Annotated in this window: 17 protein-coding genes and 1 pseudogene; 10 read left to right on the plus strand and 8 right to left on the minus strand. The window is 65.7% G+C overall.

Going from position 1 to position 22535, the window contains the following annotated elements; all coding sequences use genetic code 11:
- The first annotated feature begins 482 nt into the window (after positions 1-482).
- The 5 genes from JOF56_RS45845 to JOF56_RS45865 all read left to right on the plus strand — a co-directional run bounded on the left by JOF56_RS45845 (position 483) and on the right by JOF56_RS45865 (position 13654).
- Positions 483-1007: an integrase core domain-containing protein gene (locus tag JOF56_RS45845; RefSeq protein ID WP_307855561.1), complete on the plus strand. Its 525-nt coding sequence runs from the start codon at positions 483-485 to the stop codon at positions 1005-1007.
- A gap of 64 nt (positions 1008-1071) precedes the next feature.
- Positions 1072-2715 (plus strand): polyprenol phosphomannose-dependent alpha 1,6 mannosyltransferase MptB, encoded by a 1644-nt coding sequence (mptB, locus tag JOF56_RS45850; protein WP_209648887.1) that lies wholly within the window; start codon positions 1072-1074, stop codon positions 2713-2715.
- Between the two features lie 221 nt (positions 2716-2936).
- A complete protein-coding gene (locus JOF56_RS45855; protein ID WP_209645794.1) occupies positions 2937-3275 on the plus strand; it encodes a hypothetical protein in 339 nt (112 codons plus the stop codon).
- 168 nt (positions 3276-3443) lie between these two features.
- Positions 3444-10187 (plus strand): RHS repeat-associated core domain-containing protein, encoded by a 6744-nt coding sequence (locus tag JOF56_RS45860; RefSeq protein WP_245380808.1) that lies wholly within the window; start codon positions 3444-3446, stop codon positions 10185-10187.
- A gap of 2 nt (positions 10188-10189) precedes the next feature.
- On the plus strand, positions 10190-13654 hold the full coding sequence (locus tag JOF56_RS45865; protein ID WP_209645796.1) for an RICIN domain-containing protein: 3465 nt from the start codon (positions 10190-10192) through the stop codon (positions 13652-13654).
- Between the two features lie 55 nt (positions 13655-13709).
- On the opposite strand, the gene JOF56_RS58850 is transcribed toward JOF56_RS45865, so the two are convergent.
- Both JOF56_RS58850 and JOF56_RS60925 read right to left on the minus strand, forming a co-directional pair.
- Positions 13710-13916, minus strand: a complete 207-nt coding sequence (locus JOF56_RS58850) for a hypothetical protein (protein WP_245378676.1) — start codon at positions 13914-13916, stop codon at positions 13710-13712.
- 54 nt (positions 13917-13970) lie between these two features.
- Positions 13971-14120 (minus strand): annotated as a pseudogene (locus tag JOF56_RS60925) (right-handed parallel beta-helix repeat-containing protein); the annotation flags it as partial.
- Positions 14121-14140: 20 nt separating this feature from the next.
- On the opposite strand from JOF56_RS60925, the gene JOF56_RS45875 reads away from it, so the two are divergent.
- Together JOF56_RS45875 and JOF56_RS58855 are read left to right on the plus strand one after the other, a co-directional pair.
- The gene (locus JOF56_RS45875) at positions 14141-14335 is read left to right on the plus strand and encodes a hypothetical protein (RefSeq protein WP_209645797.1); all 195 of its coding nucleotides are present in this window, start codon (positions 14141-14143) and stop codon (positions 14333-14335) included.
- Between the two features lie 446 nt (positions 14336-14781).
- Positions 14782-14988, plus strand: a complete 207-nt coding sequence (locus JOF56_RS58855; RefSeq protein WP_245378677.1) for a hypothetical protein — start codon at positions 14782-14784, stop codon at positions 14986-14988.
- 158 nt (positions 14989-15146) lie between these two features.
- Here the strand turns inward: JOF56_RS58855 and JOF56_RS45885 are convergent, their stop codons facing one another.
- The 4 genes from JOF56_RS45885 to JOF56_RS60460 form a co-directional block, all read right to left on the minus strand.
- Complete coding sequence (locus JOF56_RS45885; RefSeq protein WP_209645798.1) at positions 15147-16112, minus strand: 3-hydroxyacyl-CoA dehydrogenase NAD-binding domain-containing protein; 966 nt, start codon at positions 16110-16112, stop codon at positions 15147-15149.
- Positions 16099-17028 (minus strand): 3,5-dioxohexanoate:acetyl-CoA acetone transferase, encoded by a 930-nt coding sequence (gene kce, locus JOF56_RS45890; RefSeq protein ID WP_209645799.1) that lies wholly within the window; start codon positions 17026-17028, stop codon positions 16099-16101. Before kce ends, JOF56_RS45885 begins: the two co-directional genes overlap by 14 nt.
- 3 nt (positions 17029-17031) lie before the next feature.
- Positions 17032-18201, minus strand: a complete 1170-nt coding sequence (locus JOF56_RS45895) for an aromatic ring-hydroxylating oxygenase subunit alpha (RefSeq protein ID WP_209645800.1) — start codon at positions 18199-18201, stop codon at positions 17032-17034.
- Between the two features lie 66 nt (positions 18202-18267).
- Positions 18268-18849 (minus strand): TetR/AcrR family transcriptional regulator, encoded by a 582-nt coding sequence (locus JOF56_RS60460; RefSeq protein ID WP_209645801.1) that lies wholly within the window; start codon positions 18847-18849, stop codon positions 18268-18270.
- 108 nt (positions 18850-18957) lie between these two features.
- Here JOF56_RS60460 and JOF56_RS58860 point away from each other — a divergent pair, with 108 nt between their 5' ends.
- Positions 18958-19545, plus strand: coding sequence for a hypothetical protein (locus JOF56_RS58860; protein WP_245381310.1), 588 nt, complete (start codon positions 18958-18960; stop codon positions 19543-19545).
- On the opposite strand, the gene JOF56_RS45910 is transcribed toward JOF56_RS58860, so the two are convergent.
- A complete protein-coding gene (locus JOF56_RS45910; protein WP_307855562.1) occupies positions 19438-19935 on the minus strand; it encodes an FAD-dependent oxidoreductase in 498 nt (165 codons plus the stop codon). The two genes, JOF56_RS58860 and JOF56_RS45910, sit on opposite strands and share 108 nt — an antisense overlap.
- Positions 19936-20479: 544 nt before the next feature.
- On the opposite strand from JOF56_RS45910, the gene JOF56_RS45915 reads away from it, so the two are divergent.
- The gene (locus tag JOF56_RS45915; RefSeq protein ID WP_209645803.1) at positions 20480-21361 is read left to right on the plus strand and encodes an SDR family NAD(P)-dependent oxidoreductase; all 882 of its coding nucleotides are present in this window, start codon (positions 20480-20482) and stop codon (positions 21359-21361) included.
- A gap of 123 nt (positions 21362-21484) precedes the next feature.
- Positions 21485-22042 carry a TetR/AcrR family transcriptional regulator gene (locus JOF56_RS45920; RefSeq protein ID WP_307855563.1) on the plus strand — a complete coding sequence of 186 codons (558 nt, stop codon included), beginning with the start codon at positions 21485-21487 and terminating at the stop codon, positions 22040-22042.
- On the opposite strand, the gene JOF56_RS45925 is transcribed toward JOF56_RS45920, so the two are convergent.
- Positions 22039-22530: a TetR/AcrR family transcriptional regulator gene (locus tag JOF56_RS45925; protein ID WP_209645804.1), complete on the minus strand. Its 492-nt coding sequence runs from the start codon at positions 22528-22530 to the stop codon at positions 22039-22041. The two genes, JOF56_RS45920 and JOF56_RS45925, sit on opposite strands and share 4 nt — an antisense overlap.
- Positions 22531-22535 lie beyond the last annotated feature (5 nt).

The raw sequence follows: 22535 nt of genomic DNA on the forward strand, positions 1-22535 counted from the left end.
TCGGCGGTCGTGTCTGTTCGTCTGGTCTACCGGCTCTTCGTCCAGGTGCTGTCCTGGCTTGCACTGTTCGCTCGGTCGTCGGCATCGAAGAACACGGAGATACTCGCCTTGCGCCACGAGCTCGCCGTGCTGCGACGCAACAACCCAAGTCCCCACCTGTCCTGGCCGGATCGCGCGGTCCTGGCCGCACTTGCCCGAATGCTTCCCAAAGCCCTACTCGCCCACCGGATAGTCACACCCGCAACGTTATTGCGCTGGCACCGCAAGCTGATCGCCACACGATGGCGACAGCCAAAACCGCCAGGTCGTCCACCGATCAGCGATGAGCGCGCCTCGGCCACCGAGTCGCCGCCTCGACCATCCGCAAGATCCTGCGGGCCAACGGAGTCCCACCATCGACACGCCGCGACGACACCTGGCGCACCTTCCTACGCGCCCAAGCCGACAGCCTGCTCGCTATCGACCTCTTCCACATCGACACCGTGACACTGAAGCGGCTGTACGTCGCGTTCATCATCGACATCAAGACACGCAGGGCCCACCTACTCGGCATTACCCAACATCCGACCGCAGCCTGGGTAGTTCAAGTAGCCCGCGGACTTGCCAGCGATCTGAAAGACGGCGGCCACAGATTCACACACCTGATTCGCGACCGCGACACGAAATTCGATACCGCCTTCGACGCAGTCTTCGCCTCCATCGGCATCAAGATCCTGCTCACCGCACCACAAGCCCCACGGATGAACACCTTCGCCGAACGCTGGATCGGCTCTGTCCGACGAGAGTGCACCGACCGGATCCTCATCACCGGAGAACGCCACCTACGCCACGTACTCGACGTCTACATCGCCCATCACAACACCGGGCGCAGCCACCAAGGCAACGGGATGCATCTACACGCACCCGACGACAAACCAAACACGATCCCGTTCCCTGCCCGGATCGACACAATCCGACGCCAGCAGCGCCTCGGCGGACTACTCAACGAATACCGACCCGCCGCGTGAAAGCCCAGGCCAGAACCGGTCACCAAGTTTTCGACCAGGACAGGGTCGATAGCCTGCACACGTGATGACGGAGGGTGTGCGGGACAAGGCGACAGCGAGCGAACACCGAGCGCTGAACCGCGCCGAGTGCCGCAAGCTCGAGCTGATCAGGCAGTTCGGCACGACCGGCTCGCTCATGCTGTTGTTCGGTTCGCTGGGTGCCGGGGCGCTGCCGATCTACAACCCGATCATCACTGCCCCGGTGATCGGACTCTTCTCCCGCGCGTACAGCGCGACCCTCGCGGTGGCGTTCCTGGGCATGGGAATGCTCATCGCGTCATGGCTGCTGCTCGGCCGCTATGCGATGCCGGGCCGGCCCGCCATGATCAGCCGCAGCCAGCTCAACCGCACCCTGATGATGTGGGGCATCCCGCTGATCTTCACGGTCCCACTGTTCAGCAGGGACGTCTACAGCTACCTCGCACAGGGCTCGATCGTCACGCACGGTCTCGACCCGTACGAGGTCGGCCCTGGCCCGGCGTTGGGCCAGGACCACCTGCTGACCCGCGGCGTGTCCAACATGTGGCGCGAGACGCCCGCGCCTTACGGACCGCTGTTCCTCTTCCTCAGCCATTTACTCAACACGGTCACCGGCGACCACGTCATCACCGGTGTACTCGCACAACGACTGCTCGCGCTCGTCGGCATCGCACTGTTCGTATGGGCCCTGCCACGGTTGGCCGAACGATTCGGCGTACATCCTGTCGTGGCGCTGTGGCTGGGAGCGGCCAACCCACTCGTGCTGTTCCATCTCGTGAGTGGCGTACACAACGAGGCACTGTCCATCGGTCTGATGATGGCCGGCATCGAGCTCGGCGTCCGGCGGCTACCCCCGATCGTGGCCGGCGGCCCACCCCATCCATTGCAGCGCGGCGAGTGGACCTACATACTGCTCGGCGTCGTGCTGATCACGTTGGGCGCCGCGGTGAAGATCCCAGCGGCGACCGCGCTGGCATTCCTGGGCGTCATGATCGCCAGGCGATGGGGTGCCACCTGGAAATCATTCCTCTCCGTCGCCGCGATCTTCCTCGTCGTGGCCGTGGCGACAATGACGCTCATCGGCCTGGCCACCGGCCTCGGCTTCGGCTGGCTCGGCGCGCTCGGCACACCGGGGATGGTGCGCAGCTACATGTCGCCGGTCGCCCAACTGGCGAACCTCGGCGGAGTCATGGGCATCGCCATGGGACTGGGCAACCACACCACAGCGGTCCTGGACGTGCTGACACCCCTCGGCAACGTCGTCGCGACCGGCATCACCGCGTGGATGATCTGGGACAGCTTCAAAGGACGCCGCAGCCCCATGACAGGACTCGGCGTGTCGTTGGCCGCCGCACTGATCCTGCTGCCGTCGCTGCAGCCGTGGTACCTCCTGTACGCCGTCATCCCGCTGTCGGCATCCATGGCGGGCACGAAACGCTTCCGCACACTGACCGCGATCGGCTGCACGATCTTCGCGATCAGCATCCCGCCACCGGGCAGTTCGTTCATCGGCCGCGCGCACCTCGTGCCGCTCGGCTACCTCACCGCCGGCCTCGTCCTGGCGATCATGCTGGTGCTGCTGAACCGGAAGCTCGAGTTCTGGCCACGGCTGGCCAGGTTGACCCGGCGACCATCCCGGCGGACCAGGCAGACCCCAGCGCAGACCACAGTGGACGATCGGACTCGGTAGGCTCACCGTGTGCCACTCGGAAAGCCCCTTTCCTCGCTACTCCCCCGCCATCGCTGGCACGCCTTCCCCGCCCAACCCGCGACGATCCTCGCCTGGCACCGTAGAACGCCACGAGGTGTACGAGGGCGTGCGGCACCAATCTGGTCGCGCTGGCCGGCCGGATCGCCCTCGGCGAACCGACCGGCTTCGACACGCTCGAAGACATACTCGAACCGGCCCGAGTGCACTGGCAATACCACAATCTCGCGCCGCTGGCGCCGTGCTACCTGGTGGAGATCGCCGGCTGGCGGGATGTCCTCGCCGTGCCCGGGATAACCCAGTACACGCCGTACGCCAACCCCGGGCAGCCGCTGCGGGACGGCGTGATGACCCGTCCACTCGACCAGATCAGCGGGCAGGCGGACAGCTACGAGCAACTGGTCGAGCAACTCGCCACGGCGCTGGACCACCTCACGTTCACCTTTGACTTTCCACGTGGGCAGGAAACGTTGCGGGCCAAGGAGTTGGCCGCACAACCGCCTGACCTGACCGGTCGATATGGCTACCGCGCAACGTTTTAGCGGTGGTGGAAAGGTTTCTTGCCGCGGGTGCGTCCGAGCTACGCTCCGGCGGCTGTCCTGGGGTTTGGGTGCGCAGTTCCGGGTTTCGCGCTCGCACGTAGGAGGGGTTCCATGGGGCGTTGGCCATATCGGCGCAGATGGTTTCGACAGTGGCGGTTCTTGCCTGGCATGTTGGTTCTCACGTTGGTGGGCGCGATGCTCGCCGCGCTACCGGGTTTGGTCCGGCCAGCGGATGCCGCACCAGCTGATCGATGGTCGGCACGACAGGAAAGGTCGGTGCCCGGCCAGGACGCGGTCGTCCAGCCGGCCGGGCCTGATCAGGCCAAGGAGAAAGAGCTTCGCGCCCCACCGGCGGTGACGTGGCCGAGGCCTGGGGTGGCTGAGTTGTCGCTGGCCGGCGAGATGACCGCACGGGCTGAGATAGCGGGCTTCCCGGTGCGGGTCGGCCTGCCCGAGCAGGTGGCGTCCCGGGCCGAGGCACGGCAGGCGGCGCCGGCCAAGGTCCGGGTCGAGATGCTCGACCGCAGGCTGGACGGTCCGGTCTTCCGGCTGAACCGGGTGGACGCGGGTGCGGCTGGCAAGGTGTCGGTCGAGGTCGACTATTCGCAGTTCCGCGGGGCGTTCGGCGGTGACTGGGCCACCCGGCTGCGGCTGGTCGCGTTGCCCGAATGTGCTTTGCAGACCCCAGATCGCGATGACTGCCAGGGCACGTCCCTCAGCACGCGCAACGACGGCTCCGGCAAGCTGGTCGCTGATGCCACTGCGCCACCGAAAGACGGCCTGTACGCGGTCCAGGCGGCGGCTGCTGGTGGTGCCGGAGACTTCGGCGCTTCGCAGCTGTCGCCATCTTCGTCGTGGACGGCGGGCGGTGCGTCCGGCGACTTCAACTGGTCCTATCCGATGTCCGCGCCGCCCGCGTTGAACGGCCCAGTGCCGCAACTGTCCCTGAGCTACTCCTCGGGCGCGGTGGACGGTCGCACGTCGGCCACCAACAACCAGCCGTCCTGGGCCGGTGAGGGCTTCGACTTCAACCCGGGTGGGTTCATCGAGCGGCGCTACACCAGTTGCGGCATGGACAAGAAGGACCAGCCGGAGAACGGTGGCGCGCCCAACAACAAGGACCACAAGAAGACCGGCGACCAGTGCTGGGCCACCGACAACGCCTACTTCTCGCTCAACGGCAAGGGCGGCGAGCTGGTCCGGGACAACAACGACAAGCAGCGCGTCTGGCATCCACGCCAGGACGACGGCTCCCGGGTCGAGCAGCTGTTCGGCGCCAACAACGGCGACAACGACGGTGAGTACTGGCGGATCACCACCCGCAACGGCACCCAGTTCTACTTCGGACTCAACCGGATTCCCGGCTGGCGCGACGACAAGGACGACACCTCCTCGGCGTGGACCGTGCCGGTGTCCGGCAACCACCCCAAGGACCCCTGCTACCAGTCGAGCATCGACAAGTCGTTCTGCGCGCAGGGCTGGCGGTGGAACCTGGACTACGTCGTGGACCCGCACGGCAACACGATGAGTTACTTTTACCAGAAGGAGACCAACCACTACGCCCGGGACATCACGGCCACCAAGGTCAGCGCGTACGACCGCGGCGGCTATCTGACCCGAATCGAGTACGGCCAGCGAGACAAGGAGGTCTTCAGCACGCTCCCGGTCGCCAAGGTCATCATCAAGACCGCCGACCGGTGCCTGCCGGGCACCCCGGCCGCGGACTGCGTGTCGAGCAAGCCGACCAACTGGCCGGACACCCCGTGGGACCAGTACTGCGCCAGCACCACGAACTGCAAGGACAAGTACTCCCCGACGTACTGGACGCAGAAACGACTGGAGAAGATCACCACCCAGGTCCGCTCCGGAACGTCCTTTGTGGACGTGGCGGCTTGGACGTTCCGGCACTCGTTCGCCGATCCGCAGGACGGCACCACGGCACGGTTGTGGCTCAACGGAGTCCAGCACGCCGGCTTGGCGGGCGGGACCGCGGCCTTGCCCGAGGTGATCTTCGCTGGTAGGCAGCTCAACAACGTGGTGGACGGGACGACCGGGATCCCGATCTTGAACTGGTTCCGGATCCAGTCCATCCGCACGGAATCCGGCGGCGAGCTGACCGTGGGCTACTCGGACAAGGAGTGCACGGCACCGAGCGGCGTGCCGGCCCCTGACACCAACGACAAACGGTGCTACCAGCAGAAGTGGACACCGGCCACACCGGACCAGACCGGTGCGGAACGCAAGGACTGGTTCAACAAGTACGTCGTCACCGAGGTGACCGAGAAGGACCTCACCTCCGGGTCGCAACCGACCAGGACCGAAGTCGAGTACGCCAGCGCACCCGCATGGCACCATGACGAGGAAGACGGCCTCGTGCCCGCCGAACGCAAGACCTGGGCGCAGTGGCGCGGCTACGAACGGGTCAAGGTCAGGAAGGGCCTGGCCGGCGGGCTGCGGTCGATGACCGAGACCGCCTACTTCCGTGGCATGGACGGCGACAAGCTGGAGTCGGGTGGCCGCAAGGCGGTCAGCATCCGGGACTCGAAGGGCGGCCAGTGGCCGGACACCGAACAGTTCGCCGGGACCGAGCGGGAGTCGCTCACGTACGTGGACGCCAACGCCGGTGGTACGCCGACGAAGTACGCGATCACCGAGCCCTGGCTGTCCGAGCCGACCGCGACCCGCACCCGCAGCTGGGGTACCTCCGAAGCACGCCGTGTCTTCGAAGCCAAGGTCCGGCAAGGGGAGCAGCTGCCCGACGGCAAGTGGCGGGAAACCGGCCAGGACAACGTGTACAACGCGGAAGGTGTCCTGGAGCAGACATCCGACTTCGGCGATCTCGCGGATCCGAACGACGACAGCTGCATCACGCACACGTACGTCCGCAACGACGCCGCGTGGTTGATCGAATTGCCGGCACGTTCCCAGAAGGTCTCGGTGGCCTGCGGCAAACAGCCGAACTATCCGGCCGACGTGGTCACCGACGAGCGGGTGTACTACGACAACAACGAAACCTACGGCGCGCCGCCGGTGCGCGGTGACATCACCCGCAAGGAAGAGATCGTCGGCTGGGAGAACGGGCAGCCGCTCTACAAGACGATCGCCCGGGCCACGTACGACAACTACGGCCGGCAGACCGAGACGGTCGACGTCTACAACCAGAAGTCGACCACGAGCTATCAGCCGGCGGCCGGTGCGCCGGTCACCGAGGTCGTCACCACCAACCCGCTCGGGCACACCACCCGCACCAAACTGAACCCGGCATGGGGCGCCGAGGAACACATCACCGACGTCAACCAGCGGGTCACGCGGATCGCCTACGACCCGATGGGCCGGGTCAACAAGGTGTGGTACCCGGGGCGGGACAAGGACAAGGGCGAGTCGCCCAACACGGAGTTCAGCTACGAGATGCGGGTGGACGGCCCGAACGTCGTGGTGGAGCGCAATCTCCAGCAGGACGGCGGGTACACCACCGACTATGACCTGTACGACGGCCTGCTGCGGTTGCGCCAGAGTCAGGATCCCTCGCCCAACGGCGGCCGGGTCATCACCGACACCGTCTACGACTCGCGCGGCTTGAAGATCAGGCTCAACGGGCCGTACTACAACAGCGCGCCGCCAGGCGCGACGGTGTTCCTGCCGGACGAGAAGTTGTTGCCGGCGCAGACCGTGACCGAATACGACGGCCAGGACCGGCCGACCGCGGAGATCTTCAAGGCGAACAACGCCGAGAAGTGGCGCACTACCTACACGTACGAGGCTGACCGGCAGCACATCGACCCGCCGAAGGGGGAGACGCCGACCACTCGCATCATGGACGGCACCGGCAAGCTGGTCGAACTGCGGCAGTACAAGGGTGACGGGCCGTCCGGTGACTACGACAGCACTCGCTACAGCTACACGAAGCGGGGCGAGCTGGAGTCGGTGACCGACCCGGCCGGCAACGTCTGGCGCTACGGCTACGACCTGCGTGGCCGCAAGATCCGGGCCGACGATCCCGACCAGGGCACCACCGAGTACACCTACGACGACAACGACCGTCTTCTGTCCGAAAAGGACTCACGCGGGATCACCCTGGCCTACGCCTATGACAAGCTCGGGCGCAAGACCGAGCTGCACGAGGGTTCGCTGGCCGGGCCCAAGCGTGCCGAATGGAAGTACGACACGCTGCCGGACGGCAAGGCGGCGACCGGGATGACCACAACCTCCATTCGGTACGTGGACGGAAACGCCTACACCACAGCGGTTACCGCCATCGACGCGGCAAACCGGCCGACCAAGGCGGCCATCACAATCCCGGCGGTGGAGGGCAAGCTCGCCCGTACCTACGAGTTCGAGACGAGCTACTACCAGGATGGCAAGGTGGCCACGGACAAGCGCCCTGCGGTGGGCGGGCTGTCCGAGGAGACCATGACCCACAAGTACAACCCATTGGGCATGCCCACCGAGTTGTCCGGCAAGACGACGTACGTCACCGGCACCAAGTACAACCACTTCGACGAGGTGGAGGAGGTCACCCTCAACGCCGGCAGCAAGTGGCTGACCCATCGGTTCGACTACGAGGAAGGCACCCACCGGCTGTCGCGGGCGACCACCGACCGGGAGACCGGACCACAGCGCCAGTCCGATGTCCGCTACAGCTACGACGAGGCCGGCAACATCACCCGGATCTCGGACACACCGGGAGCCGACACCGGTGTCGCGCCGGACACCCAGTGTTTCGGCTATGACTACCTGCGTCGCCTGACCTCCGCGTGGACGCCAGGCAACGGGGACTGCGCGGCCGCGCCGAGCGCCGCCGGCCTGGGTGGGCCCGCGTCGTACTGGCACACGTGGACGTTGGACAACGTCGGCAACCGCAAGCAGGAGACCAAAACCACGCCGGATGGCAAGAAGACCACCAGCACCTACGGCTATTCGGCGCCAGGGCAGTCACAGCCGCACGCTTTGCGATCGGTGACGACCGTCGGGCCCACCGGCACTACCAGCGTCGACTCGTACGGCTACGACCCGACCGGCAACACGACATTGCGCAAGCGGGCGGGCACGGACCAGAACCTGGAGTGGGACGCCGAAGGGCACCTGGCCAAGGTCACCGAGAGCGGCAAAACCACGTCGTTCCTCTATGACGCGGACGGAAACCGGCTCATCCGCCGTGATCCGACCGGCACCACGCTCTACGTCGGCGAGGACGAGGTCCAGCTCGACCAGAACGGCGTTGTCACGGCGACCCGGTACTACTCCCATTCCGGCAAGGTCGTCGCTGTGCGCACGGCCAACGGCAAGCTGAGCTGGCTCGGGGTGGACCATCACGGCACCGCGCAACTGGCCGTGGACGCCGACAGCCAGGACACGCAGCGCCGACTCCTCACGCCGTATGGCGAAGCGCGTGGCGCGGCACCAGCGTGGTGGCCAGGCGAAAAGGGATTCGTGGGCGGCACAACGGACAGCTCTACCGGGCTGACGCATCTCGGCGCCCGTGAGTACGACCCGACCACCGGGCGGTTCATCTCGGTCGATCCCGAGATCGATCACGAGGATCCGCAGCAACTCCACGGCTACGCCTACGCCAACAACAGCCCGGTCACGTTCACCGACCCGGATGGCCGGTTCGGGTTCTCCTCGATCGTGCACATCGCCAAGACGGTCGTGCAGCCGGTGGTCAAGACCGTCATCCAGCCGGTGGTGCAGACCGCGTACAGGCAAGTGGAAGCCGTTGTGGACGGCATGCACAAGGCGTGGACGGAGACCTACCACTTCGTCAAGAAGATCGAGAAGAAGGTCACCGAGCACATCAAGAAGGTCGTGCACATCGCCAAGCGTGTCTACCACAAGGTGGAGCACAGCAAGGCGGCCCGGATCGTCAAGAAGGCGGTGAAGGTCACCCGGCACGTCAACAGCCAGCTCTGGAAGGGCGCGAAGTGGGTCGGCCGCAACTCCTTGCCGGGCGGGAAGATCTGGAACGTCACCAAGCTGGGGCTCGGTATCGCTGGGATGTTCGGCTGCGGCGTCTGCCTCGCCGTCTCCGGGGCGATGAGCGGGATCGACGCGGTGATCGCGGCGGCCAACGGCAACTACATGGGCGCCGGACTTGAGCTGATGAGCATCGTCCCAGGAGAGCGTGTCGCGGCCGCGGCCGGACGGGTTTCCAAGCTGGGCAAGGGTTTCCTCAGCCGAGGCCAGAAGCTGACGTCGTGCAATAGCTTCGTGCCGGGCACCAGGGTGCTGATGGCCGACGGGTCCACCAAACCGATCGAGGATCTGCAACCAGGTGACCTCGTGCTGGCCACCAACCCGGAGACCGGCGTGACCGAGGTCCGTCCGGTGGTCGCCACGATCATCGGTGAGGGCGAGAAGAACCTCGTCGAGCTCACTGTGGACACTGGTACCCAAACGGGCACTGTGGTCGCGACGGATGGACATCCGTTCTGGGCACCGGATCTGAAGGAATGGGTGACTGCCGGCGAACTGCACGCGGGTTCGATGCTGCAGACCGCGACGGGCACGCAGGTGCGCGTTGTCGGCACCCGGGCGTGGACGGCACAGCAGCAGGTGCGCAACCTCACCGTCGACGGCATGCACACGTACTTCGTGCTGGCCGGCGATACCGCGCTGCTGAACCACAACAACTCCTGTCCGCACGGCGTGGATCCGGCCAAGTGCCCGCTCTGCGAGAAGAACCCCAACCGGCCATCGGGCAATGACGAGGAACTCAACCGAGTGAACAACTCCGATCGGCAGAAGGCGCAGGTCGACGACAAGAAGGAGCGGACAAGTTCGCTCTCGACGGTGGCGAAGGGCATCGAGCACGAGGCCAGCGGTTCGCTCGAATCGGCGGTGGTGGTGGCACCCATCGTGGTCGTCATCGCCGGCAAGAAGATCGGCGGCTGGTTCGCCCGGAGAAGGGGATAGACATGCTGAAGTCCAGAGGGGCGGCCGCCGTCGTCTTAGCGGTGGCCGCCGCGGGGATGGCTTGTTTACCTTCAGTCCGAAGCGCGCAGGCCGGTCCCGTGGTGGTGACCGAAGCGGCGAATGAGGTGGCCGCGGCCGCCATCGCGCGGAACACGGGCAAGCAGGTCGAAGTGACCGGGCAGCGCACGGAGACAGCGCGTGTCTTCGTGAACCCGTCCGGAACAAGAACGCTGGAGCAGTACCTGCTGCCCGTGCGGGCTCGTAAGGACAACGGGTGGGTTCCGGTGGATACCACGCTGGTTCGCGGATCCGACGGCGTGGTAGCGCCCAAGGCCACCGTGGTCGGCCTGAAGTTGTCCGGCGGCGGCACCGGGCCGTTGGTGACCGCTTCCCTACAGGGCAAGGAAATGTCGTTGTCGTGGCCCGGCGTGCTGCCCACGCCAGGCCTGGCCGGCGACACCGCCACCTACGCGCAGGTGCTGCCTGGAGTCGATCTGCGAGTGCACGTGAGCGCCGCGGGATTCGCCCCGGAACTGGTCGTCCACGACGCCCAGGCGGCGGCCAACCCCGTGTTGCGTGGATTCCAGTTCGGCACCAGCGCTCGCGGGCTGACTGTGCGGTCGGACGCGGACCGTACGGCCATTGTGGACGAGAAGGGCGAGACGGTGTTCACCGGCGGGCAACTGGCGCGGTGGGAGCGGCCGAACGAGTATCCGATGTCGTTGGGTACCTCGTTCGACGCCAAGCAATACCGCTACACGTTGGTGAACGAGAAAGCGAAAGACACCTCGTACTGGGATGACGACTACTACCGGAAGGCCTTCCGCGTCGGCTGGCAGGAGTACAAAGGCGAATCCCGATTCCGGTCGCTGTTCCAGATGAACACCGCGCAGCTGATCGGGACGACCGTGCAGAAGGCCTACGTCACCATGACGCTGGATCACTCCGCGTCGTGCAAGCCGAGCCCGGTCGAGCTGTGGCAGACCCGCGACATCGATCCGGCCAAGAAGCTGACGTGGAACAACAGCGTTCCAGGGCACTGGTTGAAGCAGCTGTGGACCGGCAAGGGCAACGCGAACGACGCCGGCGGCTGCGGCAAGATCCAACCGGACCTGCCCATGTCATTCAGTTCATCCGCGTTGTTCAACGCGGTCCAAGGCGCGGCCGACCGTGGCGACGAGACCATCACCTTCGGTCTGCGGGCGCAGAACGAGCTCACCGAAGCCCAGTGGAAGAAGTTCTTCCCCGCCACCGCACACCTGTTGGTCGAGTACAACACCAAACCACGCGTCCCGACCAGCTTCTCCACAGTGCCACCCAAACCGTGCGGCACGGCGGCAGCGCCCACCGCGCTGAACACCTCGACACCGAGTTTCTCCGCGGTGGCCAGCGACCCGGACGGCAGCAACGTGTCCGGGCAACTGGAGATCCTGCGCGGGGACACGGTGCTGACCACGCTGACCGGCGCCACGGTTGGCTCAGGCACGGCGTTCAGCTGGCCCGAACTGCCCGCTGGTGTGCTACCGGAGGACCAGCCAGGCACGGTGTTCGCCTACCGGTCGCGGTTGGTCGACCCGACCGGCACGTTCGGTCCGTACACCGAGACGTGCTACTTCACGGTCGACGTGGTGTCACCGAACAGTCCCACCGTCAGCTCCACCGATTTTCCTGATGGGGTTGCGGTTCGATGGGTCGGTGAGACCGGTTCGGTGGCCTTCGCCGCGACGGGCGACGACATCGCCGGGTTCGCCTACGGATTCAGTCCGGAGACACCGCTGCGAGTAGCTGCCGATCAACAGGGCAAGGCCACTGTGCCGATCACGTTGTGGCCCGATCAGCCTGGCGGCACGTCCGGCATTCTGCAGCGGCTGTATGTCCGCACGGTGGATCGTGCCGACAACATGAGCTCCTCGGCGCCAGCGTGGGAGGTCAACGCGAAGAGCCGTGCCGTGTCAACAAAGCCAGTGCGCGGCGACACCAACGGCGATCGGCGTGCCGACGTGACGCAGGTGTTCGACCAGGGCTATGGGCGCACTGCCGTGTGGAACTTCCTGTCCCGCGACGGCGGATTCGCTGGCGGCTATATCGCTTGGGACACCGGGATCAACGGCGGCTTTCCCGCCACTACCATTCGGTCGGCGCGCGGTGACTTCAACGGCGACGGACGGTCGGACGTGGCGATCTTCCGGGAGGATCCGGGTCAGAAGGTGGGGCTGTACCTGCTGAACTCGGACGGCACCCAGATCCTGGCCGGCAGCGGCCCGGCGTGGACCGGCGACAACAAGTACCGCCTGTCCACGGCCTACGTGGTGGCTGGCGACTTCGATGGTGACGGCGACGACGATATCGGTGTGTTCCAGGGATACGCCGGCGCGCAGACCAAACTCTGGATGCACACGTCGAACAAGGGCCAGTTCGGCGAGCCCGTGCTGCAGTGGGACAGCGGCGCGGGCAAGGCCGATGTCCGGGATTTCAGCCCGGTGTCCGGGGACTTCGACGGTGACGGTGATGACGACGTCGCCGTGTTCCGTGGCTATCCGGACGATCAGACCAAGCTGTGGTTGCACACGTCGAACAAGGGCCAGTTCGCTGCTCCGGTGCAGCAGTGGGACAGCGGGCTGAGCATGTTCGACCGGGAGCGGGCCCGGTTCCTGGTGGGCAATGTGGACGGTGACGCGGCCGGCAAGGACGAAGTCGTAGCGGTGTACGACAACGGCGATGCCAGCGTGCAGATGATCACGTTCAGCTCGCCCGGCGGATCCTGGACCCAGAAGACGTGGTGGAGCAGCGGCGAGGAACACAGCTTCGAGATCGCCCGGGCCGTACTCACCGCGGGTGATTTCACCGGCGATGGCAAAACCGACATCGCCGCCCTGTACGACGCCGGTGATGGGCAGCGCGCCCTGCACACCTACGTGTCGACTGGAAGCGCGTTTGGCAACAAGCGCGTCGATTGGACTGGCCGGATCGGGGACGCCCGGCCCGAGGTGTATGTCGAAACCGGCTGGAAGTACCGGTTGGTGGCCCAACACAGTGACAAGTGCCTCGAAGTGCCGGCCGACAAAGTGAAGCAGCAGGCCGTTCCCCTGCAACAGTCGGACTGCGTGACCACGGCGAAAAACCAGACGTTCGTGGTGAAGCGGATCGGCGCCAGCCCGTACTACACCGTTGAGAACGCGGTGTCCGGTATGTGCGTGGACATCGCGGGCTGGTCGCACCAGGACAAGGCCGCAGTACAGCAGTTCCCGTGCGGCAACGCCGGCGTGCCCAAGGCCAATCAGCAGTTCCGCCTCAACTACGTCGACGGTGTCGGCCTGGACCTGGTGACCGAACTGCGAGCCGCGCACAGCGGCAAATGCCTGGACGTCTCCGGCTTCAGCCAGGACAACGGCGGGGTGGTCATCCAGTGGCGGTGCGGCGTCGTGCCGAAGACCAACCAGAGCTACTACTTGCGCCCTGAGCTCTGAATCCCGGAATGACACGGGCGCCTCAGCGATTTCGCTGAGGCGCCCGTTCAGTCAACTATCCCTTGGTGTTGCCGGAGACGTGCACGCGTTGTTCGCCGGCCGGGATGGCGCAGCCCGCCTCACCGGCGTTGAGCTGGCCGGGCGGTTCCAGTTGCCATTCCTTGGTCTTGCCGTTCCAGTGGTCGGAAACCAGCCGGTTGTCGACGAATCGATTGGCGTAGGACGCGCATTCCCGCGGCTTGCCGTTCCCTGGGCCCCGCACGCACGTCATGTCACAGAACTCGTCGAGGTAGTAGGCCCACCATCCGCTCTGCTCGAAGGTGTTGCCGCTGAACTCGTTGCCGTTGCTGCGGTCACGGAGCTTGACGCCTTGGCCGCTGACATTGAAGAATCGGTTGCGCCGGATCTTGTTATCGGAGCTGAAATGGGTGATGTAGAGGCCTGTCCTGGTCGAGAATGCGGCTATCCGGTTTGACCTGGGCGATCGTGACGTCTGATGATCGGCGTTCGTGTCTGATCGGCAGTGAACTGATCACACTCATCCTGCGCCTGGCGAGAGAGAACCGGACCCGGGGCGCGGTTCGTATCCAGGTCGAACTGCGCCGCCTCGGCCACCGAGTCGCCGCCTCCACCATCCGCAAAATCCTGCGCGCCAGCGGGGTCTTCGACACCAGGGCATGATCGTGAGGTGTAGTTGCGACTGCTGTATCTGATCTTCGTTCGGCTCTCTGGTTGGCTGATCCTGCTCGGCGGCGTCGAAGGACGCGGGGTTGCTGGTGTTGCGGCATGAAGTCGCGGTGCTGCGGCGCGGAAACCCTCGTCCGCGATCGGACTGGGTTGCTCGTCCAGTACTTGCCACCCTGGCACGGCGATTGCCCGCCATGCTGCGCCGACACCGACTGGTCACACCGGCGACACTGCTGCAGTGGCATCGACGCCTGGTGGCCAGGAAATGGACCTACCCGAACCGGCCTGGCCGCCCGTCGCTTGACCCGACTGTTGCCGCGCTGATCGAACAGATGGTTTTGAGAGAACCCGCGGTGGGGTTACCGCAGGATCCAGGGTGAGCTGCTTGAGCTTGGTCACCGGGTCAGTGCCTCGACCATCCGCCGGGTGCTCAGACGCCTGTGGAGACCACCAGCACCTCACCGGGACACCGACACGTCCTGGCGCAGATTCCTGCGTACCAGGCGTCCACCATGTTGGCCGGCGATTTCTCCCACGTCGACTGCGCGGTGACGATCAAGCGGATCTACGTGTTCTTCGTGATGGAGGCCGCTACCCGCTACGTCCGTATCCTCGGCCGTCGTTTACTCCAACGGATCGTGCAGTGAGCTTCTCAACGAAAAGAGGCCCTTCAATGTCCGGTGAAGTCACCATGAATGACCAGTCAACGACCGGAATCGCGAGCGACCTCATGACCACTCTGCTGTCGTTGGTGGGCAGGGGATCCGTACGCGCTCTACGCCGAACTGCGGGAGAGACACCGTGATCATGTCTGCGAGTTCTGGCCGCACTTGTTGTGCGTGGCTGTGATCACGGCAGTGAGGAGGGCGTCTCGCTTGGCGGCGAGGTTGTTGATGTCGTCGCGTGTTGTGATGGGTGACAGGCCTTCGACGAGTCGCTGCGCGGTAGCGGTGTCCAGGTGTGGCCGGCCGAGGTCGTCCCACCAGCGGTTGAAGCTGTCCGCGTATCGATCGCAGAACGTGGTGAGGCCGCCTTCGTCGCCGCCGAGGTGGAACAGGAGGGTGGGACCCATGACGGCCCAGCGCAGTCCGGGGCCGGAGGAGATGGCGGTGTCGATGTCGTTCACGGTTGCCACGCCTTCGTTGACCAGGTGGATGGCTTCGCGCCAGAGGGCGGCCTGGAGGCGGTTGGCGACATGTCCGGGTACCTCGCGTTTGACCTCGATCGTCACCTTGCCGACCGATTCGTAGAACCGACGGGCCAGGTCGACGACACCAGGACCGGTACGTTCGTTGCCCATCACCTCGACCAGCGGTATCAGGTGGGGCGGGTTGAACGGGTGCCCGAGCACGAAGCGCTCGGGCTGCCGCCATCCGCGTTGTAGTTCGCTGAGCGTCAGGCCCGACGCGGAGGAGGCGACCACGGCGGTTCGGCCGAGGACGGGCTCGATGGCGGCATAGAGCCCGTGTTTGAGGTCGAGTCGTTCCGGAATGCTTTCCTGGACGAACTCGGCCCCCTCGATCGCGGCGCGTGGGTCGTCGCAGAGAACCAGGTCCGCGTCGGGGGTGCTGGTCTGGGTAAGGCCGAGTGCGGTCAGCACCGGCCAGGCTGCATCGATCGCTTCGTTGATCCGCGCCTTGGCTGCGGGGTCCGGGTCGTACACGGCGACGGACTTGCCGGCGGCGAGGAACAGCGCGGTCCAACTGCGGCCGATGAGCCCGCCACCCAGTACCGCGACGTGCCCGCCCGGGGACGGGTCAGAATGTGACATGGTCGGTTCCCTTGAGCGCGAGGCGCTTGCGTGCCTGGGTCGGCGTGGCCAGCGTGTGACCGAGGGACTCGACGATGCCGCGGATCTTGCGCACCTGGCCGGCGTTCGTCGCGGCCAGCTCACCGGGTCCGATGTAGAGGCTGTCCTCCATGCCCACTCGGAGGTTGCCGCCAAGCATGGCGGCCTGGGTCGCGAAGGGCATCTGGTAGCGGCCAGCGGCGAGAACGGACCACTCATAGTCGTCGCCGAACAGCTTGTCGGCCACGGTGTGCATGTGCAGGAGGTTGTCGAGATCCGCGCCCGCGCCGCCGAGCACGCCGAAGACCATCTGCACAAAGAACGGCGGCTCGACCCAGCCCTGGTCGATCAGCCACGCCAGGTTGTAGAGGTGCCCGAGGTCGTAGCACTCGAACTCGAACCTCGTCCCGTGGCCGTGTCCCAGCTCTTTGACGATGTACTCGAGGTCGGCGAACGTGTTCTTGAAGACGAAGTCGCGCGTCATCTCCAGGAACTCCGGCTCCCAGTCGTGCTTCCACTGGGAGTACTTCTCGACCATGGGGAAGATGCCGAAGTTCAGCGACCCGACGTTGAGCGAGGCCATCTCGGGTGAGGTCGCGACCGCCGCGCGGAGCCGTTCCTCGCGTGTCATGCCGAGCCCGCCACCGGTGGAGACGTTCAGGACCGCGTCGGTCGCGCCGGCGATCAACGGCATGAACTCTGCGAACAGTTCGGGCCGGGGGTCCGGCCGGCCTGTCTCCGGGTCGCGAGCATGCAGGTGGATGATGGCCGCACCGGCTTCGGCGGCCTCGATCGACGCGGTCGCGATCTCGGCTGGGGTCACCGGAAGGTGTGGTGACATCGTCGGTGTGTGGATGCCGCCGGTGGGTGCGCACGTGACGATGACGGGCTTGGCCATGGTTCAGGCATTCACCGACGGGACGGCATCGACTGGCAGGCCGACCAAGGACTTGTAAGCCTCGATGAGCAGGCCGTGGAAGTGGTGCACCCCGTGCTCGGACAGGCCCGATCCGGCGGGGTCGTAGACGATCCGGCCCTGGTCGAAGGCCGGGGTTCGCATCCCGCGCTGCACACTCTCCACGAGGCTGATGTCCTGCTGCTGCAGCACTTCGTCGATGTAGCGCACCGACTGGACCTCGGCGTCCTCCAACTCGGAGGTCTCGAAGTAGAAGTCCCACGTCTCCAGGGTCCGCTCGGGGCCGGCGGGCAGTACCTGGAACACCATGAAGTTGTCGCGACCCGGGTAACGCAGCAGGCAGGTGTTCGGCCACAGCCACCACACCGCGTGCTGGTTGACCGTCGCCGCCGACACGTCGTAGGCGGTGTTCTCGTGCTTGCCAGCCTCGGCGAAGTGGCTGGACCACACGCCGTGCGTCTTGACCTCGTAGGTGTCCATGTCGACGAGGTCGACGAACTCGCGGTGCGCGATATGGCAGTGATAGCACTCGAGGAAGTTGTCGATGACGTTCTTCCAATTGGTGTCCACGTCGTAAGTGAGGCGTTTCGCGTGGGTCAGCCCGGCCACGTTGGGTGCCCAGAAGTCGATCTCGGCGGCCAGGTCGGCCGCCTGCTCCGCGAGCGGCGTGGCGGTCGGGTCCAGATTGACATAGACGAACCCGCCGAACTCCTCGACCCGCACCTGGTCGAGGCAGATCTGTGATTTGTCGAAGGTCTCCATGCGATCGGCGCGGCGAGCCGCCTTCAGTCCGCCGCTCAGGTCGTAGGTCCACGCGTGATATGGGCACACGATGTTACGTGTGGTCCCCGAGCCGGAGAGCAGCTCGTGGGCGCGATGCTTGCAGACGTTGTAGAACCCGCGCAGCACGCCGGCCCGGTCGCGGACGACCGCGATTGGCATCCCGGCCACGGTCGACGCCATGTAGCTGCCGGGCTGAGCGAGCTTCTCGACGTGACAGATCCATTGCCACGTGCGGGCGAACACCGCCTCGTTTTCGGCGTCGAGCCACTTCGGCTCCACATACGCCTCCGACCGCAGCGACATTGAGCGTGCGGGGTCCGGGTCGAAGCCCGACGTGATGCGGCGTACCTCATCCACCGTTACAGGGCTCATACACCGATGGTAGAGCAGACTGAACGATCGTTCAATCCTCTGTCTTGTACGTACGTTCAGCCCGCACTACGGAGCCAGCGCGATCTCCTCGCACAAAGTGACCGCCCGCTGCAATGATGCTCGATCCAGCCCCAGCAGAGCGGTGAGCCACATGCCGTTCTGCACCACGTCGACATCGGCCGCCCGTCTGTTGCAGTCGCGGCGGGACAGCTCCGGCCGCGCCCCACGGATGAGCTGAGCGAGGCCCGTACGATAGCGCTTCTGCGCCGTCGTGTTGATGTCGGCAAAGGCCTCGTCGGCTTGCGCGAGCGCCCACAGCTGAAGCCGAAGCGACAGGTACTCCGTGGTCAGGAACTCCGGATCGGCCACCCGCCGCAGAGCGGCACGGAGCCGATCCTCGGGAGCCAAGGACGGATCCGGCTCGACCAGGGTGATGTCCTGCTCCTCGATCCGACGCAGCGCGGCACTGATCAGGCTCGTCTTGTCCGCGTAGTAATAGTTCACCAGCCCCAGAGCGACCCCGGCCTCCCGCGCCACAGCACGCATGCTCACGCCGGAAATCCCTTGCCGCGACAGCAGACCCAGCACCGCATCGAGGATGCGCTCTTGCCGGTCCTTCTCCGGGGCACCAATCGGCTCGGAAGTCACGACCCGAGCCTAACGCGATCCTCGTGCACCGGCCGGTAGGTGGTTGCTCAGTCGCAAAAGGTGTCCTTCAGCTGCACGAGCGGTGACATGGTTACTTTCCGTTGGGGGGTGAGTGAGTCGTCCTGCTGCCAGTTCGCGGGGATCTTCTGCGCGGTGCCGACCGCCCGGATCGCCGCGATGTCCGCGCTCAGGGCCGCGCCGAAGGCTGTGTTCGACTTGGCGAAAGGTCTGGTAACGCGCTTCGGCAGACGCGGTCACGGCGGCGGCGAGCCTGCTGTTCTGAACGTCCGCGAGCAGGTCGCTGGTGGACGGGTATTCGCGGACGCGGTCGGCGCCGAGTGCGGTTCGCAGGGATTCGACGTAGGCCGAGCCCGCGAGCGCGCCGATCGGTTTGCCGCGCAGGTCGTCGATCGTGCCTGCGGGCGTGCGGGAAACGCTCACCGTGTGCTCGCCGCGGCGATGGGCGTGACGTTCCAGGCCCGTACTCCGGCGATCCGTCTCGAAAGCCTCGCCGACGCCGTGCGTGTGCACACCGGCGGCGGCCGCATCACCGCACGCCACGTCGTAGCAGATCGCACTGTCCCTGTCCTACAACGCCTTTGGCGCCGTGACCTGATGAACCTCCTGCCGCATCGACCGAAGCCCGACGGTGAAATCGCGAGGTTCTGGGCGGCGAGCCGGGGATCGTCGACGTAGCCACCGTCCGGTGTGTACACCGCACCAAGACTTTCCACGGCAGGCTCCCAGAACGCATCGTCGTCGATCCGCTTCGGCGGCCAGTACCTCCCCACGTCGATACCGGAGATCCGGCCGGCCAGCATGCCCGGCAGCCAGTTCCAGGTGTTCCCGCCAGGACTCCCAGCACGCGCGCGACTCCCACGCCGACTCAACACCAGCTGCGGTCGAGAAGTTGAAGCGCACCACCGCACTCGAGGCGCTCGTCGAGCCGTTCCCCACACCGGCCGCCTTGTCCACGACGACCACGCGGTACCCGCTCCGCGACAGCTCCAGCACGACCGACGTGCCGACCACTCCCGCCCCGATCACCACGACGTCCGTGTTCATTCCCCACTTCCCCTCCACCATGCGACAACCCGAACCTCACCCTCGCACCGGCGCCCCGGGAAAGAGATCGAGCCGATGCCGGAACATCGCGGTTCGCTCCTTCGACACTTGCCGGAGGATCATCGGGAGGACGGGCCGTCACCGACCGGTGATCGTGGACGTCTCGGTGGTTCAGGCCGTGGCCTCCCGCTCAGAGACGAGCGACCCGCGCCAGCCCGAATCTTCATGAGAGAATCGTCTCTCATGAAGATTCGCCAACGTCTCGTTAGATATGTACCGTGATGACCAAGCGTTAGTTAGCTAACAGCTACCCCGACGGGACATGCCGATGTGAAGGGAGGATGGGGCACCGGGCCGGGCGGGCGCCGTGCCCTTGACCAGCTAGCGAGTGATCTGGTTGACCGAGCTCGCCGAGGCCGCGGGCCGGACGGCTGCGACCGGTGGAGATCCTGATCAACGCGGCCTTGGAGCACCCCATGCGAAACCGGACTCCTGATGGCTGGATTTGAACCGGCACACGAGATATTCCATTTCCTTACGGCAACCAATTTGAGGAGATCTTGACGTGGGCGAACGCAAAGAGATGCCGCGCACCGCGATTGTGACGGGCGGCAACAGCGGGATTGGTTTGGCCGCGGCGAAAGCCCTCGGCAAGAAGGGCTACAAGATTTGGATCGCGGGCCGGAGCGCCGAAAAGGGCGCGACGGCCGTCGCACGGCTCCGTCCTCATTGCCCCGCAGGGGTGGAATTCCTGCCGTTGGACGTCACGCTGTTCGCGGGGATTGAACAGTTTGTCCGCACTCTCAAACCGCAGCTGGGCGGCCGGCTGGATGCACTCGTTCACTCTGTCGGGGTGGTGGGCAACGGCAAGCGGGTGGTGAGCGCCGATGGCCTGGAAGAGGGCTGGGCGACACAGTTCTTGGGCCGCTATCTCCTCACCGAGGCTTTCACACCCGAGCTCTCTAACGCTGATGATGGCCGGGTGGTCTTTGTCAGCGCGCAGGCACCGAAGAATCCGCGCCTTTTCGAGGACGACCCATCTCTTGAAAAGAATTTCACGATCATGCGCGCGATCGGACAGAATCAGTCAGCTTGCGTGCTGTATGAGCAGATGTACGCCGCGGAACACCCGAACGGTCCCGCCATCAACGGCGCGACAGCGGGTTTGGTCAAAAATACCGGTATCAACCGCTCGCTGCCGGGTTTCATCAGGGCGATCTCCAAGGGGATTTTTGCCGTCTTCGGGATCACCGTCGAACAGTCGGCGACGAACGTGGTGGCGCTTGCCAGCGACCCAGCGCTCAAGGGAGTCTCCGGGTACTACTTTTCAAAGCCTCAGAACGTCCAGAAGCGCCAGAAGCTGGCGTTTGACGAGGAGCGCGTGGCGTCTTTGCGCCGCGTGCTCGCCAAGTATGCGACGGTCAGAAGCGCCTTGCTCACGACTTGACACATAAAACGGCAAAGCAGCTGGCCGCGGCTTGAACGTGATGGCATCGCCCCGAGAGCAGGGCAGGGTCAGCTTCCCTTCATGATACATGGCTGTCTCGTTACGGATCGTTAGAATGGCCCGGTGGTGAAATCGGAAGCGGGGATGCAACGGACTCGGACGGCGATCCTCGACGCCGCCGCCCGCGTACTGGGCCGACGGCCGGACGCGGCGCTGGCGGAGATCTCGGACGAGGCCGGCGTGGGGCGGGCGACGCTGTACCGGCATTTCCCGACGCGGGAGGCGTTGCTGCGCGGGGTGGCCGAGACCGGGATCGCGGAACTGGCCAAGGCGTTCGAGACCGCGGACCTCGACGAGCTTCCCGTCGACCGGGCGATCACCCGGATCGTCGCGGTGTTCCTGCGCAACGGCGCCAAGTACGCGGCCGTGATCAGCCAGGCCGACCAGTACTGCGACCCCGCGGACGTCGAACGCACGGCCCGACCGATCCGGGAGGTCATCGCCCGAGGTGTGCGCGAGCAGGTGCTGCGCGACGACCTGCGTGAAGACATCCTGTTCGCCATGTTCTCCGCGATCGTGGAACGTGCCCTCTGGCTGGCCATCGGCGAATCCATGACGCCCGAGGAAACTGCCGAGGCCGCCGTTGCGATCTTCCTGGGCGGCGCGCGCAGGCCCGGCTAGCCTCCAGTTCTGGTACTCAGGTCCACCATGCTTGCCTGCGACTTGTTCCCCGTGGACTGCGCGGTGACGCTCAAACGAATCTGCGTGGCGCGGCGTAGGAGAGGCTCCAGCGAGCGCACCAAGCGCTGACTGGTTTCGGCGGCGACGGACTGGAATTGGAAGGCAAGAAGGTGGATCGTCGGCCGCCGGACGATCACCTCGACGGCAGCGTCGAGCGCGCCGACGAGATCGCGCCACCGATCGCCGGTGTCGGCTGTGGTCATGGGTTCGATCTCGGTGGCCAGGACGCGGTCGAAGACCGCGCGGACGAGCTGATCGCGCGAGCCGAAGCGGCGGTAGAGCGTCATCATGCTTACGTCCGCGCGCTCGGCGATCTGCTCCAGCGTCGTCTCCAGCCCGGTCTCCTCGAACGCTTCGACCGCGGCGTCGACGATCCGCTCGTAGTTGCGGGCGGCATCGGCCCGCAACTCCCGCCCCTGGCCTGTCATCGTCT

It is taken from the genome of Kibdelosporangium banguiense, assembly GCF_017876405.1.
Lineage (GTDB): Bacteria > Actinomycetota > Actinomycetes > Mycobacteriales > Pseudonocardiaceae > Kibdelosporangium > Kibdelosporangium banguiense.